Source organism: Klebsiella sp. JN_Kp122 (genome assembly GCF_040062085.1).
Classification (GTDB): domain Bacteria; phylum Pseudomonadota; class Gammaproteobacteria; order Enterobacterales; family Enterobacteriaceae; genus Klebsiella; species Klebsiella aerogenes.
The window spans coordinates 1-26,031 of record NZ_JBEAHW010000042.1 but is presented as its reverse complement, the minus strand read 5'-3'; the positions used below and the strand labels follow the sequence as shown (position 1 = coordinate 26,031).

The window sequence follows — 26,031 nt, the reverse complement described above, 5'->3', positions numbered from 1 at the left end:
ACAGCGTTTTTTTTAGCAGCAGATAAATGATATTATTTGTCCCGTGTTTAAATGTGGAACCTGCTATGCCTCAGATTAGCCGTACTGCGCTGGTGCCTTTCAGCGTGGAACAGATGTATCAACTCGTAAATGATGTGAAGTCCTATCCCGATTTCCTGCCTGGCTGCACCGGTAGCCGAGTACTGGAGGCCGGGCCGACGCAAATGACGGCGGCGGTTGATGTGTCCAAGGCCGGCATCAGCAAGACTTTCACGACGCGTAATACACTGACCGATAACCAGAGTATCCTGATGAGCCTGGTCGATGGGCCGTTCAAAAAGCTGATTGGCGGCTGGAAGTTTATTCCGCTCAGCCCGGATGCGTGCAAAATTGAGTTTCATCTCGATTTTGAGTTCACCAACAAGCTGATTGAAATGGCTTTTGGTCGCATCTTTAAAGAGCTGGCTGCCAATATGGTGCAGGCGTTCACCACGCGCGCCAAAGAGGTGTATCGTGTCGGCTAATATTGTGGTTGAAGTCGCCTATGCGTTGCCGGAAAAACAGTACCTGCAGCGCGTGAAGCTGCAGGCTGGGGCAACGGTCGAGCAGGCGATTATCTCCAGCGGTATTCTGGCGCTGCGCGAAGATATCGATCTGGCGAAAAATAAAGTCGGCATCTACAGCCGTCCGGTCAAGCTGCATGACGAAGTCCATGATGGCGACCGCGTAGAGATTTATCGCCCGCTGATTGCTGACCCGAAAGAGCTGCGTCGGCAGCGGGCTGAAAAGCACGCTGAGAAATAAGCGGGAATGCACAATTAAAAAAAGCGCTCATTGAGCGCTTTTTGCATTTCTACTGGCCTGAGATTACTTGGTCAGCGCCGGTTTGTTATCAATGTTGGTTAACACACCGCTGCTGTCGAAGGTCAGCGTCAGTGTCTGCTGGGTCACTTTCTCATGGCCCGGCTGCTGGCGGAAAACGTAAAACCAGGTGTTGCTACCAAATGGATCTGACATCATCGGCGTACCCAGCGCATAAGCAACCTGCTGTTGCGTCATGCCGACACGGATTTTTGCTACATCATTAGGTGCCAGATAGTTACCCTGGTTGATATCAGGACGGTAAACCACTCGTTCCAGAGTGGAACAGCCTGCGGTCAACATAAGGAGAACCGCTGCGGCAGCAGTCAGCGTTTTACAGCGCATAGTGATTTGATTCCTTTTTGGGCCCGAGCAATACGTGGCTCATCTGTAATATGCCGATAATAATAGACCTTTGCCCGGTTGGGAACCTTCGACTGCAGGTCTATTGGCAATTTGCTGTTCACTATGACTCTGTGAAAATCAAAAAGTTTACGCCGCAAGCAACTCTTTCGCGTTCGCCAGGGTGTTGCGGGTCACCTCGCTACCGCCCAGCAGACGGGCCAGTTCCTGCAGTCTGGCGCGTTTATCCAGCGCATGCATGTGCGTCTCGGTCATCTCGCCATCGGTCTCTTTGCAAACGAAGAAATGATGGTGACCACAGCCAGCAACCTGCGGCAGGTGAGTCACGCACATGACCTGCGTGGATTCTCCCAACTGGCGGAGCAGTTTGCCGACCACCGCCGCCGTCGGGCCGCTAATGCCGACATCGACCTCATCGAAAATCAGCGCCGGGGTCTCCATTTTACGAGCGGTAATAACCTGAATAGCCAGTGCGATACGCGATAACTCGCCGCCGGAGGCCACTTTAGCGATCGGCTGCAGCGGTTGCCCCGGGTTGGTGGTAACGCGGAACTCAATATGGTCGGCGCCTTCGGCGGTCAGATGGCGTTCATCAAAGGCGACATCAATGGCAAACACGCCGTGAGGCATAGAAAGTGAGTGCATACTTTCAGTAATCAACTGGGTGAGTTCGTCGGCGCTGCGCTGACGCAGGGCGTGCAGTTCTTGCGCCGTTTCCAGCGCCAGGCGGTGATGCTCAACGACCAACTGGCTCAGCGACTCCAGCGAACCGGCGCTGTCGTCCAGCAGACGCTGCTCATCCAGCATGGCCTGATAGAACGCCGGCAGCTCTTCCGGCGCAATCTGATGCTTACGCGCCAGCGCAATCTGCCGGGAAATGCGCTGCTCCAGTTCGAACAGACGGTTAGGGTCGAGATCGAGACGGTCATTGTAGTGGCGCAGTTCATCGGTCGCCTCGCTGAGCTGAATAGAGGCTTCTTCCAGCATATCGAGCACGCCGGAGAGTTTGCTATCCATACCGACCAGCTCGCTAACCAGCTGTTTAGCGGTATAAAGCTGGCTTTGCAAATTGGCCTCTTCACCGTCGGCCAGTACCGTTAACGCATGCTGACAGGTACTGAGCAGCTGGCCGCTGTTGGCCAGACGTTTGTACTCTTCGTCAATCTGTTCGAACTCGCCCTGCAGAGGATTAAATTCGTTCAGCTCTTTGAGCTGGTATTGCAGCAGGTCTGCGCGGGCGGCGCGCTCCTGGCTCTGCTGCTGATGCTGCGCCAGCTCCCGGCAGCTCTGGTGCCACTGGCGGTAGCGCTCCGCCATGCGTTGAGTAAGCGCATACTCACCGGTATAACCATCAAGCAGGGTTTTCTGATGTTCGGCTTTGGTGAGTAACTGATGGGCATGCTGGCCGTGGATCTGGATAAGCAACTGGCCCAGCTCGCGAAGCTGAGAAAGAGGCACGGCGGTGCCGTTGATGAAACCGCGGGAGCGGCCGTCAGCGCTGATCACGCGGCGAAGTAAACACTCACGCCCGCTCTCCAGTTGGTTCTCTTCCAGCCAGCGCTGGGCGGCAGGGGTATCTTTCAGCGCGAAGCGCGCGCACAGGTCGGCACGACTGGCGCCACGGCGCACCATGTCAGCTTCGGCTCGGCCGCCGAGGCACAGCCCCAGCGCGTCGATGGCAATGGATTTCCCGGCGCCGGTTTCCCCGGTGATGGCGGTCATGCCGCTGTGAAAATCAATTTCCAGTTCACGAACGATAGCGAAATTGCTGATGGTGAGTTGCGCCAACATAGCTGCCTTCCTGTATGAAAAACCATTACTGTGTTTTCGTACAGTATAGACTGGTTTTTTATCCAGTAAAGAGGCAGCTTGTAAAATCAGAACAATTTTTTCGACCAGCCAAGCTTGGTGCTTAATGTATTGAAATAACTATAGTCTTTCGGGTGAATCAGATTGAGGTGATAATCACAGCGGCGGATGAGCACATCTTCGCCGTCCTGGATGGGCAGCGCAATCTGGCTGTCGCAGCTGATTTCCAGATCGTTGCAGCGCTGCGAGAAGCGCAGGCGAATGGTGCTATCGCCGTTAATCACCAGTGGACGCGCTGACAGCGTATGCGGGAACATCGGCACCAGGGTGATGGCGTCCAGAGAAGGGGTGAGAATAGGGCCGCCGGCAGAGAGCGAATAGGCCGTCGAACCGGTAGGCGTGGAGATGATCAGGCCGTCGGAGCGCTGGGAGAAGGCGAACACTTCATCGATATAGACCTCGAACTCAATCATGTGCGCGACTTTACCCGGATGCAGCACTACTTCATTGATAGCAGTGCTGATGCGCTTCTGGCAGTCATGCTGGCACACCTGGGCTTCCAGCAGAAAACGTTTTTCGGCGATATAGTGGCCTTCAAGTACGTCGGCCAACTGCTGGAGCGCGTTATCCGGGTCAAGGTCGGTAAGAAAACCAAGATTGCCGCGGTTAATGCCGATGACGTTGATGTCATAGCGCGCCAGGGTACGCGCCGCGCCGAGCATATTGCCGTCACCGCCGACCACCACCGCCAGATCCGCCTGCTGGCCGATTTCCGCCAGCGTGCCGGTTTTAACATTGCTAAGCTGGAGTTCATGGGCGATTTGCTGCTCGACCAGCACCTCATAGCCTTTGCCGCATAGCCAGCGCCAGAGCATTTCATGTGTGGTCAGGGCGGTTGGGTGACGAGGGTGTCCCACAATGCCGATACACTTGAAATGGTTCTTCATGATCTGGATGTCCTTGGGTTAAATGAATGATGACAATCTGTCTGCTTCCCTTGAATCCCGGAAACTGATCCCCATAATAAGCGAAGTTAGCGAGATGAATGCGAAAAAAACGCGGAGAAATTCATGAGTAGTAAAGAACAGAAAACGCCTGAGGGGCAAGCCCCGGAAGAAATTATCACGGAGCAGCACGACAACGTAGAGGCGGTAGAGCCTGAGGTTTCTGCTGAGCAGGTGGATCCGCGCGATGAAAAAATTGCGAATCTGGAAGCACAGCTGGCCGAAGCGCAAAAGCGTGAACGTGATGTGATGCTGCGCGCAAAAGCGGAAGAAGATAACCTGCGTCGTCGCACCGAACAGGATATCGAGAAAGCGCATAAATTCGCCCTGGAGAAGTTCGTCAACGAACTGCTGCCGGTTATCGATAGCCTGGATCGCGCGCTGGAAGTGGCTGATAAAGCTAACCCGGATATGGCGCCGATGGTTGAAGGGATCGAACTGACCCTGAAATCGATGCTGGACGTCGTGCGTAAGTTTGGCGTGGAAGTGGTAGCCGATACCAACGTACCGCTGGATCCTAACGTGCATCAGGCTATCGCCATGGTCGAGTCTGACGATGTGGCTGCCGGTAACGTACTGGGTGTTATGCAGAAGGGATATACCCTGAACGGTCGTACTATTCGCGCCGCAATGGTAACCGTCGCGAAAGCGAAGTAATTCGCTAGTTCGCCAGTAACGGCTGCCTGCGGGTGGCCGTTTTTATTGGCTTAATAAAAAAACGGCGAACCGAAGTTCGCCGTTGTTCTTTGCTGGCTGCGCTATTCGGCCACGCTTTCGCGTAATGATTTCACCGGCATCACCTTCACCTGCTTAATCATATTGTCCTGTACGTCGAGAATATCGATATCATACTGTTCGATACGTACGCGGGTTCCAGGGACCGGGATTTCTTCCAGCGCTTCCAGAATGATGCCGTTAACGGTGCGAGCGTCGTCTTCCGGCAGGTGCCAGTTAAACGCTTTGTTGATTTCCCGCACGTTGGCGCCGCCGTCAATAATCACCGAGCCGTCATTAAGCGGCGTCACTTCTTCGGCAAGGGTCGGCGACATCGAGGTGGTGAAGTCCCCCACAATCTCTTCAAGAATATCTTCAACGGTGACCAGCCCCTGAATATCACCATATTCATCAACCACCAGGCCGACTTTCTTTTTATTACGCTGGAATTTCACCAATTGCGTGCTGAGCGGCGTACCTTCCGGCACAAAGTAAATCTCATCTGCCGCTCGTAACATGATCTCTTTTGTGAACTCTTTCTTTTCCGTCATCAGCCGATAGGCTTCACGGACGCGCAGCATGCTGATGGCATCGTCCAGCGAATCACGATACAGCACGATACGGCCATGCGGCGAGTGGGTTAACTGGCGGACGATAGATTTCCAGTCATCATTGATATCAATACCGACGATCTCATTGCGCGGCACCATGATGTCATTAACGCTGACCTTTTCCAGATCCAGGACCGACAGCAGCATGTCCTGATTCCGCCGTGAGATTTGTGAACGGGATTCATTCACAATCGTTCGCAGTTCATCTTTACTCAATGCGCCGCTAATAACGTGATCGGTCTTAATGCCCATCATGCGCATCAGTACGCGGGTAATGGTGTTCAACAGCCACACCAGCGGCATCATCAATACCTGTAGCGGCGCCAACAGGAAACTGCTGGGGTAGGCGACCTTTTCCGGGTACAGGGCGGCAATGGTTTTAGGTAAGACTTCGGCAAACACCAGCACGACAAAGGTGAGCACGCCGGTGGCGATAGCCACGCCGGCGTCGCCGTACAGACGCATGCCGACGATGGTTCCCAGCGCCGAGGCCAGGATATTGACGAGGTTGTTGCCGATGAGCACCAGGCTAATGAGGCGATCCGGCTTACGCAGCAGCTTTTCCACCCGCTTAGCCGGGCGGTTGCCTTGTTTCGCCATATGGCGCAGCCGATAGCGGTTCAGCGTCATCATGCCGGTTTCGGAACCGGAGAAATAGGCGGAGATAATCACCATGATGATCAGCGTGACGATCAGCGTGGTGGTAGAAATGTGTTCCAGGAGAGACTCCTTAGTCTTTAACTAACAAACTGCTGCAGGACGCGGCTGCCAAAATAAGCCAGGGTCAGCAGCCCGGCTCCGGCGACGTTAAACCAGACCACCCGGCGGCCGCGCCAGCCTTCGTGGTAGTGCCCCCACAGCAGTACGATATAGACAAACCAGGCCACGATAGACAGCACCGCTTTATCAATATTTTCGGTATTAAACAGGTTGTGCATATAGAACAACCCGGTGCACAGCGTCAGGGTCAGCAGCACGACGCCAACCTGGGTGATATGAAACATTTTACGCTCAATACTCATCAGCGGCGGCATTTCGCTACTGAAAGCCAGCTTTTTATTTTTAAGCTGGTAGTCAATCCACGCCAGCTGCAGCGCGTACAGCGCGGCGATGATAAGCGTGGCGTAGGCAAAGAGCGACAGGCCGATATGCACCAACATCCCCGGGGTGGTTTCGAGGTGGGTGATGTACTCGTTAGGCACGAAGGTGGCGAAGGCGAGGTTGATCAGCGCGAAAGCGTATACGATCGGTAGCAATAACCAGCCGCGATTACGCGAGGCGACGATGGTCATCACCGTACAGATCATCAGGCTGACCAGCGAGCCGACGTTAAGTAAGCTGAGATTTTGCCCACCTTCGCCGCCGGGGAAAATACGTGACTCCAGCGCGAAGGCGTGGCAAATCAGCGCTATCGTCGCGGAGAGAATCGCCATCCGCCGCCAGCTGCTGTTTTTTTGCAGCAGGCCAGGGATGATCAGCGCAAGGCTGATGGAGTAGGCGACAAGGGCAAGTAGAGCAAACACAGGCATAGGAGCGTCGACTGTTGACTAAATAAGAAAGAGAAGCAGTATAGCGTCACGCGACGTCTGCTCCAACCGTTGCAGCACATTCAGGTTTATGTCGTGTTATACTGCGCCAAATTCGTATTTTTGTGTCGCTGCGGCGACCGACCGTTTCCACCTCAGGCGAGAGACAATGTTTGATAATTTAACCGATCGTTTGTCGCGTACGCTGCGCAACATTAGCGGCCGCGGACGCCTTACCGAAGACAATATTAAAGACACCCTGCGCGAAGTGCGCATGGCGCTGCTGGAGGCCGACGTCGCGCTTCCGGTGGTGCGTGATTTCATCAGCCGCGTCAAAGAGAGCGCGGTAGGCCATGAAGTCAATAAAAGCCTGACGCCAGGTCAGGAGTTCGTCAAGATTGTCCGCAACGAGCTGGTTGCGGCGATGGGCGAAGAAAACCAGACGCTGGATTTAGCCGCGCAGCCGCCGGCCGTCGTCCTGATGGCGGGCCTGCAGGGTGCGGGTAAAACGACCAGCGTCGGTAAGCTGGGTAAATTCCTGCGCGAGAAGCACAAGAAAAAAGTGCTGGTCGTTTCCGCGGACGTATACCGCCCGGCGGCGATTAAACAGCTGGAAACGCTGGCAGAGCAGGTCGGCGTGGATTTCTTCCCGTCCGACGTTGGCCAGAAGCCGGTTGATATCGTCAACGCGGCGCTGAAAGAAGCGAAGCTTAAATTCTACGACGTGCTGCTGGTGGATACCGCCGGCCGTCTGCACGTCGATGAAGCGATGATGGACGAAATCAAACAGGTCCACGCCGCGATTAATCCGGTTGAGACGCTGTTTGTCGTCGATGCGATGACCGGTCAGGATGCGGCGAATACCGCGAAGGCCTTTAACGAAGCGCTGCCTTTGACCGGCGTGGTGCTGACCAAAGTAGACGGCGACGCCCGCGGCGGCGCGGCGCTGTCGATTCGTCATATCACCGGCAAGCCGATTAAATTCCTCGGCGTCGGCGAGAAAACCGAAGCGCTGGAGCCGTTCCACCCGGACCGTATCGCTTCCCGTATTCTCGGCATGGGTGATGTGCTGTCGCTTATCGAAGATATCGAGAGCAAAGTTGACCGCGCGCAGGCCGAGAAACTGGCATCCAAGCTGAAGAAAGGCGACGGTTTCGACCTGACCGACTTCCTTGAGCAACTGCGCCAGATGAAAAACATGGGCGGCATGGCCAGCCTGATGGGCAAACTGCCGGGCATGGGGCAAATTCCCGATAACGTGAAAGCGCAGATGGACGACAAAGTGCTGGTGCGTATGGAAGCGATCATCAACTCGATGACGATGAAAGAGCGCGCCAAGCCGGAAATCATCAAAGGTTCGCGTAAACGCCGTATCGCCGCCGGTTGCGGGATGCAGGTGCAGGACGTGAACCGCTTGCTGAAGCAGTTCGACGACATGCAGCGCATGATGAAGAAGATGAAGTCGAAAGGCGGCATGATGAAGATGATGCGCGGGATGAAAGGGATGATGCCGCCAGGATTCCCAGGCCGCTAATACGCGTCATAATTCAAGCCGCAGATGCGTTGGCTGCGTTCGTTCACCCCGGTCACGTACTTGTGTACGCTCCCGGGGATTTACTCACTTGCCGCCTTCCTGCAACTCGAATTATTTAGCGTATGTAGTTTTGAATTGATTTTTGCACAGAAATCAGTAAAATTTTCGGGCTTTTAATATGACACCGGGCTCCGTTCCTCGATGGGGCCCGGTTGTTTTATTCACACAAGAGGATGTTATGGTAACTATTCGTTTAGCACGTCACGGCGCTAAAAAGCGTCCGTTCTACCAGGTTGTTGTCACCGACAGCCGTAATGCACGCAACGGTCGCTTCATCGAGCGCGTTGGCTTCTTCAACCCGATCGCTACCGAGAAAGAAGAAGGCACCCGCCTGGATCTGGATCGTATCGCTCACTGGGTTGGCCAGGGCGCTACTGTTTCCGATCGCGTTGCCGCGCTGATCAAAGCCGCTAACAAAGCAGCTTAATCTGTCACGGTGGTCATGATGAGCAAGCAACACACCGCACAAGCACCTGTTGATCCGATTGTATTGGGGAAAATGGGTTCTTCCTACGGTATCCGTGGTTGGCTCAGAGTGTTTTCCTCCACCGAAGACGCTGAAAGCATTTTTGACTATCAGCCCTGGTTAATCCAGAAGGCGGGTCAGTGGCAGGTTGTTGAGCTGGAAAGCTGGCGCCACCACAATCAGGACATCATCATCAAGCTGAAAGGCATTGACGATCGTGATGCGGCGAATCTCCTGACTAATTGCGAAATTATCGTTGATTCATCGCAGCTGCCGGCGCTGGAAGAGGGCGACTATTACTGGAAAGACCTGATGGGTTGCCAGGTAGTTACCACCGAAGGCTATAGCCTGGGTAAAGTCATTGATATGATGGAAACCGGGTCGAATGACGTTCTCGTCATCAAGGCAAACCTGAAAGATGCATTTGGCATCAAGGAGCGGTTGGTTCCGTTCCTCGATGGGCAGGTTATCAAGAAAGTCGATCTCGCTACTCGTACTATCGAAGTAGATTGGGATCCTGGTTTTTAAATTCTCCGGATAAACGGTAAAAGACGGCGCTATGTGGATTGGCATAATTAGCCTGTTTCCTGAAATGTTCCGCGCAATTACCGATTACGGGGTAACTGGCCGGGCAGTAAAAAATGGCCTGCTGAGCATCGAAAGCTGGAGTCCTCGCGACTTCGCTCATGACCGGCACCGTACCGTGGACGATCGTCCTTACGGCGGCGGACCGGGGATGCTAATGATGGTTCAACCCTTACGGGATGCCATTCATGCAGCAAAAGCCGCGGCAGGTGAAGGCGCAAAGGTGATTTATCTGTCACCTCAGGGACGCAAGCTTGATCAAGCGGGCGTCAGCGAACTGGCAACGAATCAGAAACTGATTCTGGTGTGTGGTCGCTACGAAGGGATAGACGAGCGCGTAATCCAAACCGAAATTGACGAAGAATGGTCAATCGGCGATTACGTTCTTAGCGGTGGTGAGTTACCGGCAATGACGCTGATTGACTCCGTTTCCCGGTTCATTCCGGGAGTACTGGGACATGAAGCATCAGCAACGGAAGATTCCTTTGCTGATGGGTTGCTGGATTGCCCGCACTATACCCGTCCTGAAGTGTTAGAAGAGATGGAAGTACCGCCAGTATTGCTGTCGGGGAACCATGCTGAGATACGTCGCTGGCGTCTGAAGCAGTCGCTGGGCCGCACCTGGCTTAGAAGACCTGAACTTCTGGAAAACCTGGCTCTGACTGAAGAGCAAGCAAAGTTGCTGGCGCAGTTCAAAAGCGAACACGCGCAACAGCAGCATAAACATGATGGGCAGGCGTGAGCCCCCAATATCAGTTTACCCAGGATAAGAGATTAAATTATGAGCAACATTATTAAGCAACTTGAACAAGAACAGATGAAGCAGGACGTACCTTCCTTCCGTCCGGGTGATACCGTGGAAGTGAAAGTATGGGTTGTTGAAGGTTCCAAAAAACGTCTGCAGGCATTCGAGGGCGTGGTTATCGCTATTCGTAACCGCGGTCTGCACTCTGCATTCACTGTTCGTAAAATTTCCAACGGCGAAGGCGTTGAGCGTGTCTTCCAGACTCACTCTCCGGTAGTTGACAGCATTGCTGTTAAACGTCGTGGTGCTGTACGTAAAGCTAAACTGTACTACCTGCGTGAGCGTACCGGTAAGTCTGCTCGTATCAAAGAGCGTCTTAACTAAGATTCGCTTTCGCGACATCCTGATAGAAAGGGCTGGCCAGATGGCTGGCCCTTTTTTTATCTAAATTTTAACTATTTTGATGTAAATCAATTACAATATCGCCCGGATTTCGGAGGGGCGGTGAACGGCACTATTTTCTCACAATCAGCATTGCAACGGCGGGCCGCCTGGCTGGCGCTGTTTGCGATCCTGCTGATCGTGGTGGCGCCGCTGATCTCCGTTTCGCTGCAGAAAGATCCCATGAGCGCAATGCCGGGCATGCATCATGCTATGCCGATGGGCGCGTCTCATGATGGGATGTCCGGACATGAGATGGTAATGATGCACGGCGCTGACAGCGCGTCGCAGCCGGCGCATAGCATGCCGGTCGATCACGCCGAAGCTTGCGGCTATTGCGTGCTATTAGCGCACGTACCGGGGCTGCTGTTCGCGCTGGCGCTGTTCTTCGCCATGATCCTGCGGCGCATTCGGCTGCCGGCTTCTCGCCCGGTATTAAAACACTGGCACTACTTCCCCTGGCTCTATCCTGAAACCCGCGCGCCGCCGCGGCTGTCTGCTTTTTCCCTTTAATAAAAATGAATCTGCGTACTGCGCAACGACCTCTTTTGCTTTAAAAAAGGAAGAGTATGACAACCTGCACCTCGCGCGCGGCATGGTTAAACCTGCTGCGGCGCCTCCATTTCTATATTGGTCTGTTTATTGGACCATTTATCTTTGTCGCGGCCTTGACCGGCACGCTGTATGTCGCCACGCCGCAACTGGAAAACTGGCTGTACCATGAGGCCTTACAGGGCTCGCTCAACGGCGAAAGACAGCCGCTTAGCGCGCAAATTGCCGTCGCCAAAGAGGCTACGCAAAACAACCTCCGCCTGCAGGCCGTGCGCCCGGGTATTACCGCCGGCGAAACGACGCGGGTGATGTTTGCCGACCCGCGGCTGGGGGAATCAGAAAACCGGGCTATTTTTGTTGACCCGGTGACGCTACGAGTCAAAGGCGATCTGACGGTTTACGGTACCAGCGGTATTTTACCGCTGCGCCAGTGGATTGATTACGCGCATAAATCCTTGCTGTTGGGCGACGGTGGCAGACTGTACAGCGAACTGGCGGCCTCCTGGATGTGGGTTGCAGCGTTGGGCGGTATTGCGCTATGGGCGATGACCCGTCCGAAGCGGCGGATACACAATCGGCTGCAAAATACCCGACGTCTGCACGTGACGCTGGGCTGGATGTTACTGGTCGGCATGTTACTGTTTTCCGCCACCGGCTTAACCTGGTCGCAGTGGGCGGGCGGTAACGTCGATAAGATGCGCGCCGCGTTTGGCTGGCTAACGCCGCAGGTCAATACGCAGCTTCATGGCGGGGAGGCGATGCCGCCCGATCCGCACGCCGGGCACCACATGGCGCATATGGCAATGGATGAGCCACAGATGAAAGTGACTGCGGATCGGTTCGATAGCGTATTACAGGTGGCGCAGGCCGCAGGGCTGACGGCCAGCAAGCTGGAGATCCGGCCGCCAAAAAGCGCGGGGATGGCGTGGACGGTGAATGAAATTGACCGTAGTTGGCCGACGCGGGTCGATGCTGTGGCCATCGATGGCGAGACGTTACAAGTCGTGGATCGTACCCGCTTTAGCGATTTCCCGCTGATGGCAAAGCTGACCCGTTGGGGCGTCGATTTTCATATGGGAATACTGTTCGGGTTGGCGAACCAGTTGCTGTTGGTGGCATTCGGGTTGGCCCTGTGCGTCATGATCATCGTCGGCTATCGCCTGTGGTGGATCCGCCGTCCGGCGCAGAGTGCGTTTAATCCTGCACAAACGTTGGTGCAAGCGTGGCTGGGACTAAGTGTCGCTGCCCGGGCGCTTGCGCTGTTAATAGCGCTCCTGCTCGGGCTGGCGGTGCCGCTGATGGGCGTCAGCCTCGCGGCGTGCCTCGTGGTTGATTACCTGCGCTGGCGCGCGGCTTCAGCGATGAGGCTGGTTAAGTCGGTAGACTAACGCGCTTAAGGCGTGCTGATCACCACGGTAACACGGCGGTTTTCAGCACGGCCTGCCGCGGTATTGTTGCTGGCGATGGGGTACTTTTTACCTAATCCGCGGGTGGTTAAATTACTGCGCGGAATTTTCGCGCCTTCAGCCCAGGCATCCGCCACGCTGTTGGCGCGCTTTAATGACAGCGCTTCGTTGTAGCTGTCTTCGCCGTAGTTATCGGTATGACCTTCAAGACGGCTATGGGTAATACCGGTTTCAGCTAACCGTGCGGCCATACTGTGGATTTGCTGCTGGCTGTCGGGACGCAGGCGATAGTCGTTTTTGTCAAACAGAATGCTGTCAGACAAACCTAAGGACCAATCACCGGCGGCTTCGGTAAAGCCGTAAGACTTCATTGCTGCGACCTGTTCTTTCGAGAACTTACCTGGCGCCTGGCACCCAGTGAGGAGAAAAGCAGCCAGAAGAGTGGGCGCAATAAATTGCCTGAGCATAGTCATTCCTTCTTATTTTTGTGTGTGATGAAAACGCTGGTTTTTCATCCGATACATATTCTGATCGGCCAGTTCCTGCAGCTCCTCCACCGAGGTGTGTTCCCAGGTCAAAGCATAGCCAATACTCAAAGAGAGCGTTGCCGTGTGGCCATTGTGGAGGTTGAATGGCTGAAGAAACTGTTCGGACAGCGTTGCGCAAAGCGCCTGGACTTCGGTTTCGGTATGCACATCGTGCAGTAAAATGGCGAATTCATCGCCGCCCAGACGCCATGCCTGATGTTGGTCGCCAACGAATGCCATCAGGCGGCTGGCGACCTCAATAAGGACTTTATCGCCGGCAGCGTGCCCCCAGTTATCGTTAATGAGTTTGAAATTATCGCCGTCAAGAAACAGCAGCGCCGAACTATGACGTGCCGCGTCATCGTCCATTAGCTTACCGATGACGTTGCGAAACGCCGCGCGATTCGCCAATCCCGTTAGTGGATCATGCAACGAGCTGCGCAGCAGTTGCGCATTTTTCGCCTGCAGTTGACGCTGCCAATCCTCCATTTCTCCCAGCAGGCTATTGAAGTCCTGGGCAAAGAGATGGAATTCCTCAATACGTTCTTCAGGTACACGGCGCGAGAAATGGCGGTTTTCGCGGATATCATGTACCACTTCGGTAATACTTTGCAGCGCGGCGACAATACCGCGATGCAGAGAATGGGTAAGCATCAGGGCGATAACGGACGCCAGCAGAATACTGCCGGTCAAAACGATCAGCGAAGTACCGAGAAAATGACTGATTAACCGATCGAGCGCCTTCAGACGAAGCTCACCGATTATTTTCCCCTGATGCCAGATTGGCTGGACAGTCGGTTCAGGAAACAGCCATTTACTAATATAACCACTGAATTTTTCGTTTTTAACTAAGGCGTCATTACGCCAGTCGGCGAAATGACGCTGATGGCTGTCCAGAAGCGTGGCTTCGGAAAATTGCCCCTGTCTGCCAAGCGTCGCCAGCGTATCTTCTGCGGCGGTGGCATCGCCAAAAACCAGTGCCGCTTCGAGGCTGCGGCCCATGGTTGCCGCGGTGAGCTCAAGATTTTTTTGCGCGTACTGTTTTAACGTAATGACGGAGGCGGCGCTGAGCAAAAGCCAGACCAGCGTCATCGAAATCACTACGCTTATCATACTGATTCGGCGTAACGCGTTTTTGAAAGTGGGGCGCGGGGCCTGAGAAAAATCCTTATTCATGTGATTTCTTCCGGGCAAGCATCAGTACGTCCGGATTGACCCGTACACCGCTATGCGTCAGGACATCCAGATTAACGGAAAACCTCACCCTATCGTCATTTATGAGCAAGCAAAAAGCGCTGCCAAAAGAGCAATCGGTATTTTGTTCCGCTATGAGTAATAGAGGACGGGAGCCATATTTTTTTGTTAATGCAGACTGCTGATCCGGGGTTTCACTGCCGAAATACAAACCGTCGCAGCTGGCCTTTAGGGCTTCCTGTGAATTTCGAACTATCACCGGTTGATAAGGTAAATTTTCCGGCGCTTCCTGAGCCAAACTGCGGATATATCGGGAGGTGGAAAAAACGCATAACTTCGGCGGGCCGGATAAATTTGGCCAGCGCGTATAAGTCACAATCCCCGAAACTATGGCGCGAACGTTCTCAGATGTCTCAGCGGCAAAAGCGGGAACTCCCGCGATGAGCAAAAAGAAAAGCAAAAATAGACGGTAAAACTCTTTCATTAACGGGTCCGTCAAATCGTTATTGCACGGGAAACGCAGTTCGCAGTTGCCTGAGCGGAGAATAGCATTATTGGCAAAAAGCGTCATTAGCTGCCCCGGCCGCTTTGAGATAATCCTTACCAGGAATTTTAGTAAAGGAATGAGTAAAACGCGGCGGCAAAAAAGAGTCTTCGCCATGTGTACATTTATATGAACACTTTTCTGGCAATGCGATGCCAATTATTTTGCTGTTGTAAAGTAAGGTTTACGTAATATGGATTGATATCTTTACTTTATATGGTATGGTTACGTCATGCCCGCTGAGGCAACGACTATCGCAAACGAGCTATACAGGATCGCCATCATGCAAAAAGACGCGCTGAATAACGTACATATTACCGATGAACAAGTTCTGATTACCCCGGATCAGCTGAAAGCCGAATTCCCGTTAACCGTGGAGCAGGAAGCGCAGATCGCGCACTCCCGTCAGACTATTTCCAACATTATTGCCGGCCGCGATCCGCGTCTGTTGGTGGTCTGTGGTCCTTGCTCAATCCACGATCCGGAAGCTGCTATCGAATATGCTCGTCGATTTAAAGCCCTTGCCGCAGAGGTCAGCGATAGCCTCTACCTGGTGATGCGCGTCTATTTTGAAAAGCCACGTACCACTGTTGGCTGGAAAGGGCTGATTAACGATCCGCACATGGATGGCTCGTTTGATGTGGAAGGCGGTCTCAAGATAGCGCGTCGCCTGCTGGTTGATTTAGTCAATATGGGCCTGCCGCTGGCGACAGAAGCGCTCGATCCAAATAGCCCACAGTACCTTGGCGATCTGTTCAGCTGGTCCGCCATCGGCGCGCGTACCACTGAATCGCAGACTCACCGTGAAATGGCATCCGGTCTGTCGATGCCGGTTGGTTTTAAAAACGGTACCGATGGCAGCCTGGCGACGGCGATCAACGCCATGCGCGCCGCCGCGATGCCGCACCGCTTCGTTGGCATCAACCAGGCCGGCCAGGTTTGCCTGCTGCAGACCCAGGGGAATCCGGATGGTCACGTCATTCTGCGCGGCGGTAAAGCGCCAAACTACGGCCCGGAAGACGTTGAGAAGTGCGAAAAAGAGATGGCGCAGGCGGGACTGAAACCGTCGCTGATGATAGATTGCAGTCATGGTAATTCCAATAAAGACTACCGTCGTCAGCCGGCGGTTGCGGAATCCGTCGTCGCGCAGATCAAAGATGGCAACCGTTCCATCATTGGCCTGATGATTGAGAGCAATATCCACGAAGGCAATCAGTCTTCTGAGCAGCCCCGTTGCGATATGAAGTACGGCGTATCCGTCACCGATGCCTGCATCAGCTGGGAAACTACCGATGCACTGCTGCGCGAGCTCGATAGCGATTTGCGCGGACATCTGGCGGCACGTCTGGGTTAAGAGGATTGTATGGTTGCTGAACTGACCGCATTGCGCGATCAAATTGATGAAGTGGATAAGGCGCTGCTTGATTTGCTGGCAAAGCGCCTGGAGCTGGTGGCGGAAGTTGGCGAGGTTAAGAGTAAATATGGCCTGCCGATTTACGTACCGGAACGCGAAGCCGCGATGCTGGCTTCCCGCCGGGAAGAGGCGGCGGCGCTCGGTGTGCCGCCGGATCTTATCGAGGATGTCCTGCGTCGGGTGATGCGCGAATCGTATTCAAGTGAAAACGACAAAGGCTTCAAAACGCTGCACCCGAACCTGCGCCCGGTGGTTATTGTTGGCGGCGGCGGGCAGATGGGGCGTCTGTTTGAGAAGATGCTGACGCTGTCAGGCTATCAGGTGCGGGTGCTGGAAAAAGACGACTGGCCGCGGGCGACAGAGATTGTCGCCGATGCCGGGATGGTTATCGTCAGCGTTCCGATCCATACCACAGCAGAGACGATTTCGCGTCTGCCGCCGCTGCCAGCGGATTGCATTCTGGTCGATCTGGCTTCCATCAAAGCCGAGCCGCTGCAGGCGATGCTGGCGGCGCATAACGGCCCGGTATTGGGATTGCACCCGATGTTTGGCCCGGATAGCGGCAGCCTGGCGAAACAGGTGGTGGTTTACTGCGACGGGCGTCAGCCGGAAGCGTACCAGTGGTTCCTTGAACAGATTCAGGTCTGGGGCGCGCGGCTGCACCGCATCAGCGCCGTTGAGCACGATCAGAACATGGCGTTTATTCAGGCGTTGCGTCACTTTGCCACTTTCGCCTATGGCCTGCATCTGGCTGAAGAAAACGTCCGCCTTGAGCAGCTGTTGGCGCTTTCTTCGCCGATTTATCGACTGGAGCTGGCGATGGTGGGGCGTCTGTTTGCCCAGGATCCGCAGCTGTATGCCGACATCATTATGTCGTCAGAAAATAATCTGGCGTTGATTAAGCGCTACTACCAGCGTTTCGGCGAAGCGATTGGCCTGCTGGAGCAGGGCGATAAACAGGCGTTTATCGACAGCTTCCGTAAAGTCGAACACTGGTTTGGCGATTACGCCCAGCGCTTCCAGAGCGAAAGCCGCACGCTGCTGCGTCAGGCGAATGATAATCGACAGTAAGTCCGTTAAACGTGTATACAATAAAGCCAGAGGGGTAACCCGCTGGCTTTTTTTATAGGGATGAAAAGATGGCTCAACCGCAACCGCTGTTTGATTACGTCGGGCACCTGCCGGAATGCCCAACCTGGAGCGATGCCGAGCAGGCACTGTACTGGGCGGATATTCTGGAGTGCGAAATTCACCGCTACGATACACGCAGTAAAGAACACCAGGTTCTGCAATTTCCCGAAGAAGTGGGATGCTTTGCTCTGCGCGAGAAGGGCGGTTTTATCGTCGCCTTACGTAGCGGTATCTGGCTTTGTGATGCCCGCGGTCTGCTGCAACGCAAAATCTGTGATAACCCAAGTAACCCGGATCTGGCGCGTTTTAACGACGGCGGCACCGACCGGGATGGCCGTTTTTACGCAGGGACCTTCTGGGGGCCGGGGGATTACAATGGCGCGCTGCTGGTACGGATTGATAATGACCTGACGCCAAAGGTGGTGCAGTGCGATATTCATGGTGCTAATGGTCTGGCGTTTAGCGACGATAAGCGCTGGATGTATACCTCCGATACGCCGAACGCGGTGATTTACCGCACGCCGCTGGATGAGCAGGGCGAGCCGGGCAAACGGGAAGTACTTCGTCGTTTCCATCCTGGAGAGGGGATCCCTGACGGTGCGGCGGTTGATGAAGAAGGCTGTTACTGGAGCGCGATGTTTGACGGCTGGCGGATTGCCCGCTTTTCGCCGAACGGAGAACAACTGGAAGAGTATCGCGTGCCGGTGCGTTGCCCCACGATGGTGTGTTTCGGCGGCGCGGATATGAAAACGCTCTACATCACTACCACCCGGGAAAATATGGACGCCGACGAAGTGGCGCAATATCCGCTTTCCGGCGCCATCTTCACCCTGCCGGTTGCGGTGGCAGGGATGAAGAAACGGCAATTTATTGAACGTTAAGCCGGGTCGACCGGCACGACGTTTTCGCTCGGGTAACAGCCCAGTACTTTCATCGAACGGGTAATTTCGGCCAGCTCTTTTAAGGCTTTACGTAGCGGAAGGGATTCCAGGTTGGCCTGAATATCCAGATAAAACATCTCTTCCCACGGGTTACCGTGGATGGGGCGCGATTCCAGCTTGCTCATGATCAGGTTGTGGTTACGCAGCACCAGAAGCGCTTCAACCAGCGCGCCCGCCTGTTGGCCGGTGGCGATTAACAACGTCGTTTTCGCCGGCACCTGATCGGATACGTTCACCGCTTTACGCGCCAGTACCAGGAAACGAGTGATGTTTTGCGTCTGGTTAGCCTGGCAGTGCTCCAGCACCTGCAGCCCGTACAGCGCGCCGCCGGCCTCGCTACCCAGCGCGGCAACGGTGGGGGATTTTGCCTGCGCGACTTTTTCCATTGCCGCTGAGGTGCTCTCGGTGTACTCGATTTTCCAGTGCGGATAGCGGCTTAAATATTGGCTGCATTGCTGGAACGGCTGCGGATGGCTATAAACGGTCTCGATCTTATCAGCGTCCGTTGAGGATGAAACGAGCACACAGTGATCGATTGGTAGCGTCAGTTCGCCGACGATCGACAGACTGGTATGCTGCAGCAGATCGTACACATCGTTGATCCCGCCGGAGCTGGTGTTTTCAATCGGCACGACGGCGTAATCGGCCTGACCGGTTTCGACCTGCTCAAAGATATCGGCGAATTTCGCGCAGCCGCTTTCGATAAATTGCTCAAAATGACGCGCGGCGTACTGGCGCGCGGCAAGATGTGAATACGAGCCTTTAGGCCCAAGGAAGGCGATACGCGCGGAGCGGGGGTTAATCTTATTAAGATGCTGCTGCAGTAGCGCCTGCTGGGTAAGAACGGAGTCTTCAATAATCAGCTGGAACAGGCGGGTAATGTAGTGGGCGTCCAGATGATGCTTTTTGCCAAGCGTCATTAAACGCTCCAGCAGGTCGCGTTCGCGGTCGATATCGCGTACTGGACGGTGCGATTCCAGCTTCGCTTTCCCGACTTCTACCGCCAGGCCGCGGCGTTCGGCCAGCAGCGCGAGCAGTTTTTCATCCAGGGCGCTTATTTTGTCGCGCAGGGCCAGTAATGGGTTTTCCTCGGTCATAATTGTGTTGCCTTTCTTGTTATCAATAAAAAAGGCCTCCCGCGTGGGAGGCCTTGTTATTCGTCTTCGCATTCTTTCTTATACGACGAACCGCCTCCCAGTCAGGGGAAGGTAAAAAAGAATGCGAAGAAGAACGGGAGTCGTTTCACGATGAATTCCTTAGGTTAGTGTGGATTACAGTACCTGTACTGTTTTCATCCTGTCAATTAAAAAACGAAAAACGCGCCCGAAGGCGCGTGGCATGACACAACTTAAGTTAAGGATTACTCTTCTTCTTCCACAAAGCCTGCCTCTTTCACCGATGTGGCGGCGCGGCGGGCTTCCCCTTTGTGTTGCACTTTATTCAGCTGCCGTTCCAGCTTGTTGATCAATTCGTTAATGGCGGCGTACATGTCTTCATGACGCGCGCTGGCAACCAGATGGCCGTTCGGTGTATTGATGGTTGCGTCAGCAATAAAACCCTGCGGCTCCTTAGAGAGAATGATGTGCGGGTTGATTAAATGAGTTTGCCACTTATCCAGTTTGGCGAGACGGTCTGCGACATGCTGGCGGATTGCCGGAGTAATTTCCATTTGTTTACTGGTAATGTTCATTGTCATAAATTTTACCTCTTGTCTTTCCCGTCTTGGTGAACCCAGCATACCTCGCCTAATGTCAAAATGTGTGATCTAAATCACATTTAAATGTCACTTTTTGTCAACGAATTCATTTTGTGAGACAGGACAGGAACGGATGAGATTTTACTTGTCGAAATGAAGAAAGGGGGCCATATTTGATGAGTTAACTCGGCGCTAAACCGCTTCAGCGCTGGTGTTCATCGAATAAAAAAACGGCAGCCCAGGGGCTGCCGTTTTGCTTTCAGTTATCACCCTCAGGTGTTTTTGCCGTTGGCGGCGATGATTTTGGCGACTTTGTCAGCTTGCGCGTTCATTTGCATCTGACGATAGGCGTTTTCCATCTTCGGCAGCGCATCGCGAGTGGCCTGCGTATCCGGGTAGTTACGCAGCATACCGTCAACGCGGTTCACGACGGCAACCCAGGCGCCGCGATCGGTGTAATAATCCACCACCGACAGCTCATACTTCGCCAGACGGTCTTTCAGGAACACCAGACGTTTGTAGGCGTCTGTAGCGTACTGGCTGTTCGGATAACCGCGAACCAGCTTCGAGAAATCATTGAATGCGTCGCGAGCGTGCTGCGGGTCGCGGTCGGAACGATCGACGCCGAAGAAGCCCTGCAGAGCGCTGTCATCAAGGGCCATGTTAGTCAGGCCACGCATATAGATGACATAGTCAATGTTTGGATGCGTAGGATTCAGACGAGCGAAACGATCGATTGCGGCCTGGGCCAGCGGCAAATCGGCATTTTTGTAATACGCATAAATCAGGTCCAACTGTACCTGTTGGGAGTAAGGACCAAATGGATAGCGATTATCCAACGCTTCCAGTTGCGTTATTGCCTGTTTCCAGTTACCGTCCTGCAACTTTTGCTGGGCGGTCGCGTAAATTTCATTCGGCGGATTATCAGGCACCTCCTCCTTTGAGCCAGAGCAACCCACCAAAGCCAGGCTCAGTGTGGCTGCTGCCACCAGGTATTTCATGCGCGTCATGACGTTTTGACTTCCTCAAAATGTTTATGCGGGAGAATCTCTGTTCCTGCTCCCGATTAAGACCAGCTACAATAGCACACTATATTAAACGGCAAAGCCGTAAAACCCAACGTTAAACGAAGAAGCTGTATATGGCACAACGAGTACAACTCACCGCAACGGTGTCCGAAAACCAACTCGGTCAACGCTTAGATCAGGCTTTGGCCGAATTGTTCCCGGATTATTCACGTTCGCGGATAAAAGAATGGATCCTTGACCAGCGCGTGCTGGTAAACGGCAACGTCATCGACAAGCCGAAAGAAAAAGTTTTTGGCGGCGAAGCCGTCTCTATCGATGTTGAGATCGAGGAAGACGTGCGTTTTGAACCGCAGGATATTCCGCTCAATATCGTCTATGAAGATGACGACATCCTGGTCATCAACAAACCACGTGATTTGGTTGTGCACCCTGGTGCGGGCAACCCTGACGGTACTGTGCTGAATGCGCTGCTGCATTACTATCCGCCCATTGCCGATGTCCCTCGCGCGGGTATTGTTCACCGTCTGGATAAAGATACCACCGGCCTGATGGTCGTGGCGAAGACCATTCCGGCGCAAACGCGTCTGGTCGAGTCACTGCAGCTGCGCGAAATTACCCGTGAGTATGAGGCGGTGGCTATCGGCCACATGACCGCTGGCGGTACGGTTGAAGAACCCATCAGCCGTCACCCGACCAAGCGCACGCATATGGCGGTTCACCCGATGGGGAAACCGGCGGTGACCCATTACCGCATTATGGAACATTTCCGTATCCACACCCGTTTGCGCCTGCGCCTGGAAACCGGCCGTACCCACCAAATCCGCGTCCATATGGCGCATATTACCCATCCGCTGGTGGGCGATCAGGTTTACGGCGGCCGCCCGCGTCCGCCGAAAGGGGCATCGGACGAGTTCATCAGCGCGCTGCGCAAATTCGATCGCCAGGCATTACATGCGACCATGCTGCGTCTGTATCACCCAGTTACCGGTATTGAGATGGAATGGCATGCGCCGATCCCGCAGGATATGGTGGAACTGATCGACGCCATGCGCGCCGATTTTGAAGCCCATAAGGACGATATTGACTGGTTATGACAAAGCTGATTGTTCCGCAGTGGCCTATGCCGAAAGGCGTGGCGGCCTGTAGTTCTACCCGTGTGGGCGGCGTGAGCCTGCCTCCGTATGACTCGTTGAACCTTGGCGCCCATTGCGGCGACGATCTCCTGCATGTCGAAGAAAACCGCCGGCGGATGTTTGCCGCTGGCGGATTACCCTGTTATCCGGTGTGGCTGGAGCAGGTGCATGGCACGACGGTACTAAAATTGGATGGCGGGCCGTACGTGTCAAAACGCGCCGATGCGTCATACTGTAATACGCCGGGTACCGTTTGTGCGGTGATGACCGCGGACTGCCTGCCGGTGCTGTTCTGTAACCGCGCCGGAACCGAGGTGGCGGCAGCGCACGCCGGATGGCGCGGCTTATGTGAAGGCGTACTGGAAGAAACGGTCGCCTGCTTTAATGATAAACCGGAAAATATTCTGGCCTGGCTTGGTCCGGCAATTGGCCCTGAGGCGTTTGAAGTCGGTGCGGAAGTGCGAGAGGCTTTCATCGCCAAAGATGCCCAAGCGGAGAGCGCCTTCCGTCCTGCCGGTGAAAAATATTTTGCTAATATTTATCAATTGGCTCGTCAGCGCCTGGCTAACGTCGGCGTGGAGCAGATTTTCGGCGGCGATCGTTGCACTCTAAGTGAAAAAGATGATTTTTTCTCTTATCGTCGCGACAAGACCACAGGTCGTATGGCAAGTTTCATTTGGCTGATATAACCTAGAGAATCAAGACGATCCAGAAGGCAAACTTATTTTTCACATAGTTCAGGTCTTTAACCTTGAATAATTGAGGGATGACCTCATTTAATCTCCAGTAGCAAATTTGACCTGTTTATGGGAGGAGTTATGCGTCTGGATCGTCTTACTAATAAATTCCAGCTTGCTCTTGCCGATGCCCAGTCGCTAGCACTCGGGCACGACAACCAATTCATCGAACCACTTCATCTAATGAGCGCCTTGCTGAATCAGGAAGGGGGATCGGTGCATCCTTTATTAACCTCGGCGGGTGTTAACGCCGTGGCGTTACGCAGCCAAATCGAACAGGCGCTGAGCCGTTTACCGCAGGTAGAAGGTACCGGCGGCGACGTCCAGCCGTCTCAGGATCTGGTGCGTATTCTCAATCTTTGCGACAAGCTGGCGCAAAAGAGAAAGGATAACTTTATTTCGTCAGAACTGTTCGTTCTGGCGGCGCTTGAATCACGCGGTACGCTGACCGACCTGCTGAAATCTGCCGGAGCAACAACCGCCAATGTGACTCAGGCGATTGAACAAATGCGCGGAGGTGAAAGCGTGAACGATCAGGGTGCCGAAGACCAACGTCAGGCATTGAAAAAATTTACCGTCGATCTGACCGAGCGTGCCGAACAAGGCAAACTGGACCCGGTGATCGGCCGTGATGAAGAGATCCGTCGTACCATCCAGGTACTTCAGCGCCGTACTAAAAACAACCCGGTGCTGATTGGTGAACCCGGGGTGGGTAAAACGGCAATCGTCGAAGGACTGGCGCAGCGTATCGTCAACGGCGAAGTACCTGAAGGGCTGAAAGGCCGTCGGGTATTGGCGCTGGATATGGGCGCGCTGGTGGCCGGGGCGAAATATCGCGGTGAATTCGAAGAGCGTCTGAAAGGTGTGCTGAACGATCTGGCGAAACAGGAAGGCAACGTTATCCTGTTTATCGATGAGCTGCACACCATGGTCGGCGCGGGTAAAGCCGACGGCGCGATGGATGCCGGCAACATGCTGAAACCGGCCCTGGCGCGCGGTGAACTGCACTGCGTCGGCGCCACCACCCTTGACGAATACCGCCAGTACATTGAAAAAGACGCCGCGCTGGAACGTCGTTTCCAGAAAGTGTTCGTTGCCGAGCCGACGGTAGAAGATACCATCGCCATACTGCGCGGTCTGAAAGAACGTTATGAACTGCACCACCACGTGCAGATCACTGACCCGGCCATCGTGGCGGCGGCGACCCTGTCGCATCGCTATATTGCCGACCGTCAGTTGCCGGATAAAGCTATCGACCTTATCGATGAAGCAGCATCCAGCATCCGTATGCAGATCGACTCGAAGCCGGAAGAGCTGGACCGTCTCGATCGCCGTATCATCCAGTTGAAGCTGGAACAGCAGGCGCTGAAGAAAGAGGCGGATGAAGCGAGCCTGAAACGTCTTGATATGCTTAATGAAGAGCTGGCGGACAAAGAAAGCCAGTATTCGGTGCTGGAAGAAGAGTGGAAAGCGGAAAAAGCATCGCTCTCTGGTACGCAGACTATTAAAGCTGAGCTGGAACAAGCCAAAATTGCCATCGAACAAGCACGACGTCTTGGCGACCTCGCGCGGATGTCCGAACTGCAATACGGTAAAATTCCCGAGCTGGAAAAACAGCTGGCGGCAGCTACCCAGTCTGAAGGCAAAACGATGCGCCTGTTACGTAACAAAGTAACCGATGCCGAGATTGCCGAAGTGCTGGCGCGCTGGACCGGTATTCCGGTGGCGCGCATGATGGAAAGCGAGCGCGAAAAACTGTTGCGTATGGAGCAGGATCTGCATCACCGCGTCATTGGCCAGGATGAAGCGGTTGAAGCGGTATCCAACGCCATTCGCCGTAGCCGCGCCGGATTGTCTGACCCGAACCGGCCTATTGGTTCGTTCCTGTTCCTCGGCCCGACCGGGGTGGGTAAAACCGAGCTTTGCAAAACGCTGGCTAACTTCATGTTCGACAGCGACGACGCGATGGTGCGTATCGATATGTCCGAATTTATGGAGAAACACTCCGTCTCGCGTCTGGTCGGTGCGCCTCCGGGATACGTGGGTTACGAAGAGGGCGGGTATCTGACCGAAGCGGTTCGTCGTCGTCCTTATTCCGTCATCCTGTTGGATGAAGTGGAAAAAGCGCATCCGGATGTATTTAACATTCTGCTGCAGGTGCTTGACGATGGTCGCCTGACCGACGGGCAGGGGAGAACGGTCGACTTCCGTAATACGGTTGTCATCATGACCTCTAACCTCGGTTCCGATCTGATTCAGGAACGTTTCGGCGAGCTGGACTACGGTCATATGAAGGATCTGGTGCTTGGCGTGGTTAGCCAGCGCTTCCGTCCGGAGTTTATCAACCGTATCGATGAAGTGGTGGTCTTCCATCCGTTGGGTGAAAAACATATTGCTTCTATTGCGCAGATCCAACTGCAGCGTTTGTATAAACGTCTGGAAGAGCGCGGCTATGAAGTGCATATGTCCGATGAGGCGTTGAAGCTGTTGAGCGAAAATGGCTACGACCCGGTATACGGCGCGCGTCCATTGAAACGTGCCATCCAGCAACAGATAGAGAACCCGTTAGCTCAGCAAATCCTGTCTGGCGAGCTGGTTCCGGGGAAAACCGTCGAGCTGGTGGTAAAAGACGACCGCATCGTAGCAGTGCAGTAAGTCACAAAACGACAAAAACGGGCCCTTTGGGCTCGTTTTTGTTTAAAAACCAGGCAAGAATTAAAGTTCAAACGTTAATTTGGTTGAAAAGTGAGCGCTTGAATTGTTTTTTTGAATTTATGCTTGTCACTTCAGAATTACTCCCTATAATGCGCCTCCACTGACACGGAACAACGGCAAACAAGCCGCCGGGTCAGCAGGGTTTCAGCAGCGAAATGTGACGCTGAAAACCGACAGAGAAAAGTGAAATAAGCGCTTGACTCTGAATGAGGAAAACGTATTATACGGGACCTCGCAACGGTGAGCGAAAGCCGCGTTGCACTGCTCTTTAACAATTTATCAGACAATCTGTGTGGGCACTCAAAGTGACATGGA

At 54.1% G+C, this 26,031-nt stretch carries 28 protein-coding genes and 1 other annotated feature; of the genes, 16 read left to right on the top strand and 12 right to left on the bottom strand.

Annotation, left to right across the window (positions count from 1 at the left end; all coding sequences use genetic code 11):
- The first annotated feature begins 65 nt into the window (after window positions 1–65).
- Window positions 66–503, top strand: coding sequence for a type II toxin-antitoxin system RatA family toxin (locus ABLU78_RS17455; RefSeq protein WP_015370248.1), 438 nt, complete (start codon window positions 66–68; stop codon window positions 501–503).
- Window positions 493–783 carry an RnfH family protein gene (locus tag ABLU78_RS17450; RefSeq protein WP_015370249.1) on the top strand — a complete coding sequence of 97 codons (291 nt, stop codon included), beginning with the start codon at window positions 493–495 and terminating at the stop codon, window positions 781–783. Before ABLU78_RS17455 ends, ABLU78_RS17450 begins: the two co-directional genes overlap by 11 nt.
- A 63-nt stretch (window positions 784–846) precedes the next feature.
- Here ABLU78_RS17450 and bamE read toward each other — a convergent pair whose 3' ends face one another.
- The 3 genes from bamE to nadK form a co-directional block, all read right to left on the bottom strand.
- Entirely contained in the window at window positions 847–1,185 is a 339-nt protein-coding gene (gene bamE, locus ABLU78_RS17445) for an outer membrane protein assembly factor BamE (protein ID WP_015703201.1), read from the bottom strand.
- Window positions 1,186–1,332: 147 nt separating this feature from the next.
- Window positions 1,333–2,994: a DNA repair protein RecN gene (recN, locus tag ABLU78_RS17440; RefSeq protein ID WP_047064167.1), complete on the bottom strand. Its 1,662-nt coding sequence runs from the start codon at window positions 2,992–2,994 to the stop codon at window positions 1,333–1,335.
- Window positions 2,995–3,080: 86 nt separating this feature from the next.
- The gene (nadK, locus tag ABLU78_RS17435; RefSeq protein ID WP_015370252.1) at window positions 3,081–3,959 is read right to left on the bottom strand and encodes an NAD(+) kinase; all 879 of its coding nucleotides are present in this window, start codon (window positions 3,957–3,959) and stop codon (window positions 3,081–3,083) included.
- Window positions 3,960–4,082: 123 nt separating this feature from the next.
- On the opposite strand from nadK, the gene grpE reads away from it, so the two are divergent.
- Window positions 4,083–4,673 (top strand): nucleotide exchange factor GrpE, encoded by a 591-nt coding sequence (gene grpE, locus ABLU78_RS17430; protein ID WP_015370253.1) that lies wholly within the window; start codon window positions 4,083–4,085, stop codon window positions 4,671–4,673.
- Between the two features lie 101 nt (window positions 4,674–4,774).
- Here grpE and ABLU78_RS17425 read toward each other — a convergent pair whose 3' ends face one another.
- Both ABLU78_RS17425 and ABLU78_RS17420 read right to left on the bottom strand, forming a co-directional pair.
- Window positions 4,775–6,061 (bottom strand): HlyC/CorC family transporter, encoded by a 1,287-nt coding sequence (locus ABLU78_RS17425; RefSeq protein WP_026612238.1) that lies wholly within the window; start codon window positions 6,059–6,061, stop codon window positions 4,775–4,777.
- 17 nt (window positions 6,062–6,078) lie between these two features.
- Window positions 6,079–6,870, bottom strand: coding sequence for an inner membrane protein YpjD (locus ABLU78_RS17420; RefSeq protein WP_015703199.1), 792 nt, complete (start codon window positions 6,868–6,870; stop codon window positions 6,079–6,081).
- A gap of 166 nt (window positions 6,871–7,036) precedes the next feature.
- Between ABLU78_RS17420 and ffh the strand changes: the two genes are divergently transcribed.
- From ffh to ABLU78_RS17385, 7 genes are all read left to right on the top strand, one after another.
- Window positions 7,037–8,401 carry a signal recognition particle protein gene (gene ffh, locus ABLU78_RS17415; RefSeq protein WP_020078159.1) on the top strand — a complete coding sequence of 455 codons (1,365 nt, stop codon included), beginning with the start codon at window positions 7,037–7,039 and terminating at the stop codon, window positions 8,399–8,401.
- A 238-nt stretch (window positions 8,402–8,639) separates the two neighbouring features.
- The gene (gene rpsP / locus ABLU78_RS17410) at window positions 8,640–8,888 is read left to right on the top strand and encodes a 30S ribosomal protein S16 (RefSeq protein ID WP_015370257.1); all 249 of its coding nucleotides are present in this window, start codon (window positions 8,640–8,642) and stop codon (window positions 8,886–8,888) included.
- An 18-nt stretch (window positions 8,889–8,906) separates the two neighbouring features.
- Window positions 8,907–9,455 carry a ribosome maturation factor RimM gene (gene rimM, locus ABLU78_RS17405; protein WP_015703198.1) on the top strand — a complete coding sequence of 183 codons (549 nt, stop codon included), beginning with the start codon at window positions 8,907–8,909 and terminating at the stop codon, window positions 9,453–9,455.
- A gap of 31 nt (window positions 9,456–9,486) precedes the next feature.
- Window positions 9,487–10,254 carry a tRNA (guanosine(37)-N1)-methyltransferase TrmD gene (trmD, locus tag ABLU78_RS17400; RefSeq protein ID WP_008806092.1) on the top strand — a complete coding sequence of 256 codons (768 nt, stop codon included), beginning with the start codon at window positions 9,487–9,489 and terminating at the stop codon, window positions 10,252–10,254.
- Between the two features lie 39 nt (window positions 10,255–10,293).
- A complete protein-coding gene (gene rplS, locus ABLU78_RS17395; RefSeq protein WP_002914145.1) occupies window positions 10,294–10,641 on the top strand; it encodes a 50S ribosomal protein L19 in 348 nt (115 codons plus the stop codon).
- Between the two features lie 120 nt (window positions 10,642–10,761).
- Window positions 10,762–11,211 carry a DUF2946 domain-containing protein gene (locus ABLU78_RS17390; RefSeq protein ID WP_045366814.1) on the top strand — a complete coding sequence of 150 codons (450 nt, stop codon included), beginning with the start codon at window positions 10,762–10,764 and terminating at the stop codon, window positions 11,209–11,211.
- A gap of 56 nt (window positions 11,212–11,267) precedes the next feature.
- Entirely contained in the window at window positions 11,268–12,638 is a 1,371-nt protein-coding gene (locus tag ABLU78_RS17385; RefSeq protein WP_015703197.1) for a PepSY-associated TM helix domain-containing protein, read from the top strand.
- A 5-nt stretch (window positions 12,639–12,643) separates the two neighbouring features.
- On the opposite strand, the gene ABLU78_RS17380 is transcribed toward ABLU78_RS17385, so the two are convergent.
- Genes ABLU78_RS17380 through ABLU78_RS17370 form a run of 3 tightly spaced genes read right to left on the bottom strand, consistent with a single transcriptional unit; the run spans window position 12,644 to window position 14,861 of the window.
- Entirely contained in the window at window positions 12,644–13,123 is a 480-nt protein-coding gene (locus ABLU78_RS17380) for an OmpA family protein (RefSeq protein ID WP_015370261.1), read from the bottom strand.
- A gap of 12 nt (window positions 13,124–13,135) precedes the next feature.
- Window positions 13,136–14,359, bottom strand: a complete 1,224-nt coding sequence (gene dgcN, locus ABLU78_RS17375; RefSeq protein WP_015370262.1) for a diguanylate cyclase DgcN — start codon at window positions 14,357–14,359, stop codon at window positions 13,136–13,138.
- Window positions 14,352–14,861, bottom strand: coding sequence for a YfiR family protein (locus ABLU78_RS17370; RefSeq protein WP_026612240.1), 510 nt, complete (start codon window positions 14,859–14,861; stop codon window positions 14,352–14,354). Before ABLU78_RS17370 ends, dgcN begins: the two co-directional genes overlap by 8 nt.
- A 343-nt stretch (window positions 14,862–15,204) precedes the next feature.
- On the opposite strand from ABLU78_RS17370, the gene aroF reads away from it, so the two are divergent.
- The 3 genes from aroF (at window position 15,205) to ABLU78_RS17355 (ending at window position 18,347) form a co-directional block, all read left to right on the top strand.
- Entirely contained in the window at window positions 15,205–16,275 is a 1,071-nt protein-coding gene (aroF, locus tag ABLU78_RS17365) for a 3-deoxy-7-phosphoheptulonate synthase AroF (RefSeq protein WP_015370264.1), read from the top strand.
- Window positions 16,276–16,284: 9 nt separating this feature from the next.
- Window positions 16,285–17,406 (top strand): bifunctional chorismate mutase/prephenate dehydrogenase, encoded by a 1,122-nt coding sequence (tyrA, locus tag ABLU78_RS17360; RefSeq protein ID WP_047040660.1) that lies wholly within the window; start codon window positions 16,285–16,287, stop codon window positions 17,404–17,406.
- Window positions 17,407–17,474: 68 nt separating this feature from the next.
- A complete protein-coding gene (locus ABLU78_RS17355; RefSeq protein WP_015370266.1) occupies window positions 17,475–18,347 on the top strand; it encodes an SMP-30/gluconolactonase/LRE family protein in 873 nt (290 codons plus the stop codon).
- Here the strand turns inward: ABLU78_RS17355 and pheA are convergent.
- From pheA to bamD, 4 genes are all read right to left on the bottom strand, one after another.
- Complete coding sequence (gene pheA / locus ABLU78_RS17350) at window positions 18,344–19,504, bottom strand: bifunctional chorismate mutase/prephenate dehydratase (RefSeq protein ID WP_015370267.1); 1,161 nt, start codon at window positions 19,502–19,504, stop codon at window positions 18,344–18,346. The two genes, ABLU78_RS17355 and pheA, sit on opposite strands and share 4 nt — an antisense overlap.
- Before the next feature lie 25 nt (window positions 19,505–19,529).
- Window positions 19,530–19,654: a sequence feature (Phe leader region), on the bottom strand.
- On the bottom strand, window positions 19,606–19,653 hold the full coding sequence (pheL, locus tag ABLU78_RS17345) for a pheA operon leader peptide PheL (protein ID WP_100279143.1): 48 nt from the start codon (window positions 19,651–19,653) through the stop codon (window positions 19,606–19,608). It overlaps the preceding feature by 48 nt.
- 113 nt (window positions 19,655–19,767) lie before the next feature.
- Window positions 19,768–20,103 (bottom strand): ribosome-associated translation inhibitor RaiA, encoded by a 336-nt coding sequence (raiA, locus tag ABLU78_RS17340; protein ID WP_002914111.1) that lies wholly within the window; start codon window positions 20,101–20,103, stop codon window positions 19,768–19,770.
- 272 nt (window positions 20,104–20,375) lie between these two features.
- Window positions 20,376–21,113, bottom strand: coding sequence for an outer membrane protein assembly factor BamD (gene bamD / locus ABLU78_RS17335; protein ID WP_015370268.1), 738 nt, complete (start codon window positions 21,111–21,113; stop codon window positions 20,376–20,378).
- Between the two features lie 131 nt (window positions 21,114–21,244).
- Here bamD and rluD point away from each other — a divergent pair, with 131 nt between their 5' ends.
- The 3 genes from rluD to clpB all read left to right on the top strand — a co-directional run bounded on the left by rluD (window position 21,245) and on the right by clpB (window position 25,656).
- The gene (rluD, locus tag ABLU78_RS17330) at window positions 21,245–22,225 is read left to right on the top strand and encodes a 23S rRNA pseudouridine(1911/1915/1917) synthase RluD (protein ID WP_045413352.1); all 981 of its coding nucleotides are present in this window, start codon (window positions 21,245–21,247) and stop codon (window positions 22,223–22,225) included.
- On the top strand, window positions 22,222–22,953 hold the full coding sequence (yfiH, locus tag ABLU78_RS17325) for a purine nucleoside phosphorylase YfiH (RefSeq protein ID WP_032712308.1): 732 nt from the start codon (window positions 22,222–22,224) through the stop codon (window positions 22,951–22,953). The genes rluD and yfiH overlap by 4 nt, the downstream gene beginning before the upstream one ends.
- A gap of 129 nt (window positions 22,954–23,082) precedes the next feature.
- Window positions 23,083–25,656 carry an ATP-dependent chaperone ClpB gene (clpB, locus tag ABLU78_RS17320; RefSeq protein WP_015703191.1) on the top strand — a complete coding sequence of 858 codons (2,574 nt, stop codon included), beginning with the start codon at window positions 23,083–23,085 and terminating at the stop codon, window positions 25,654–25,656.
- Window positions 25,657–26,031 lie beyond the last annotated feature (375 nt).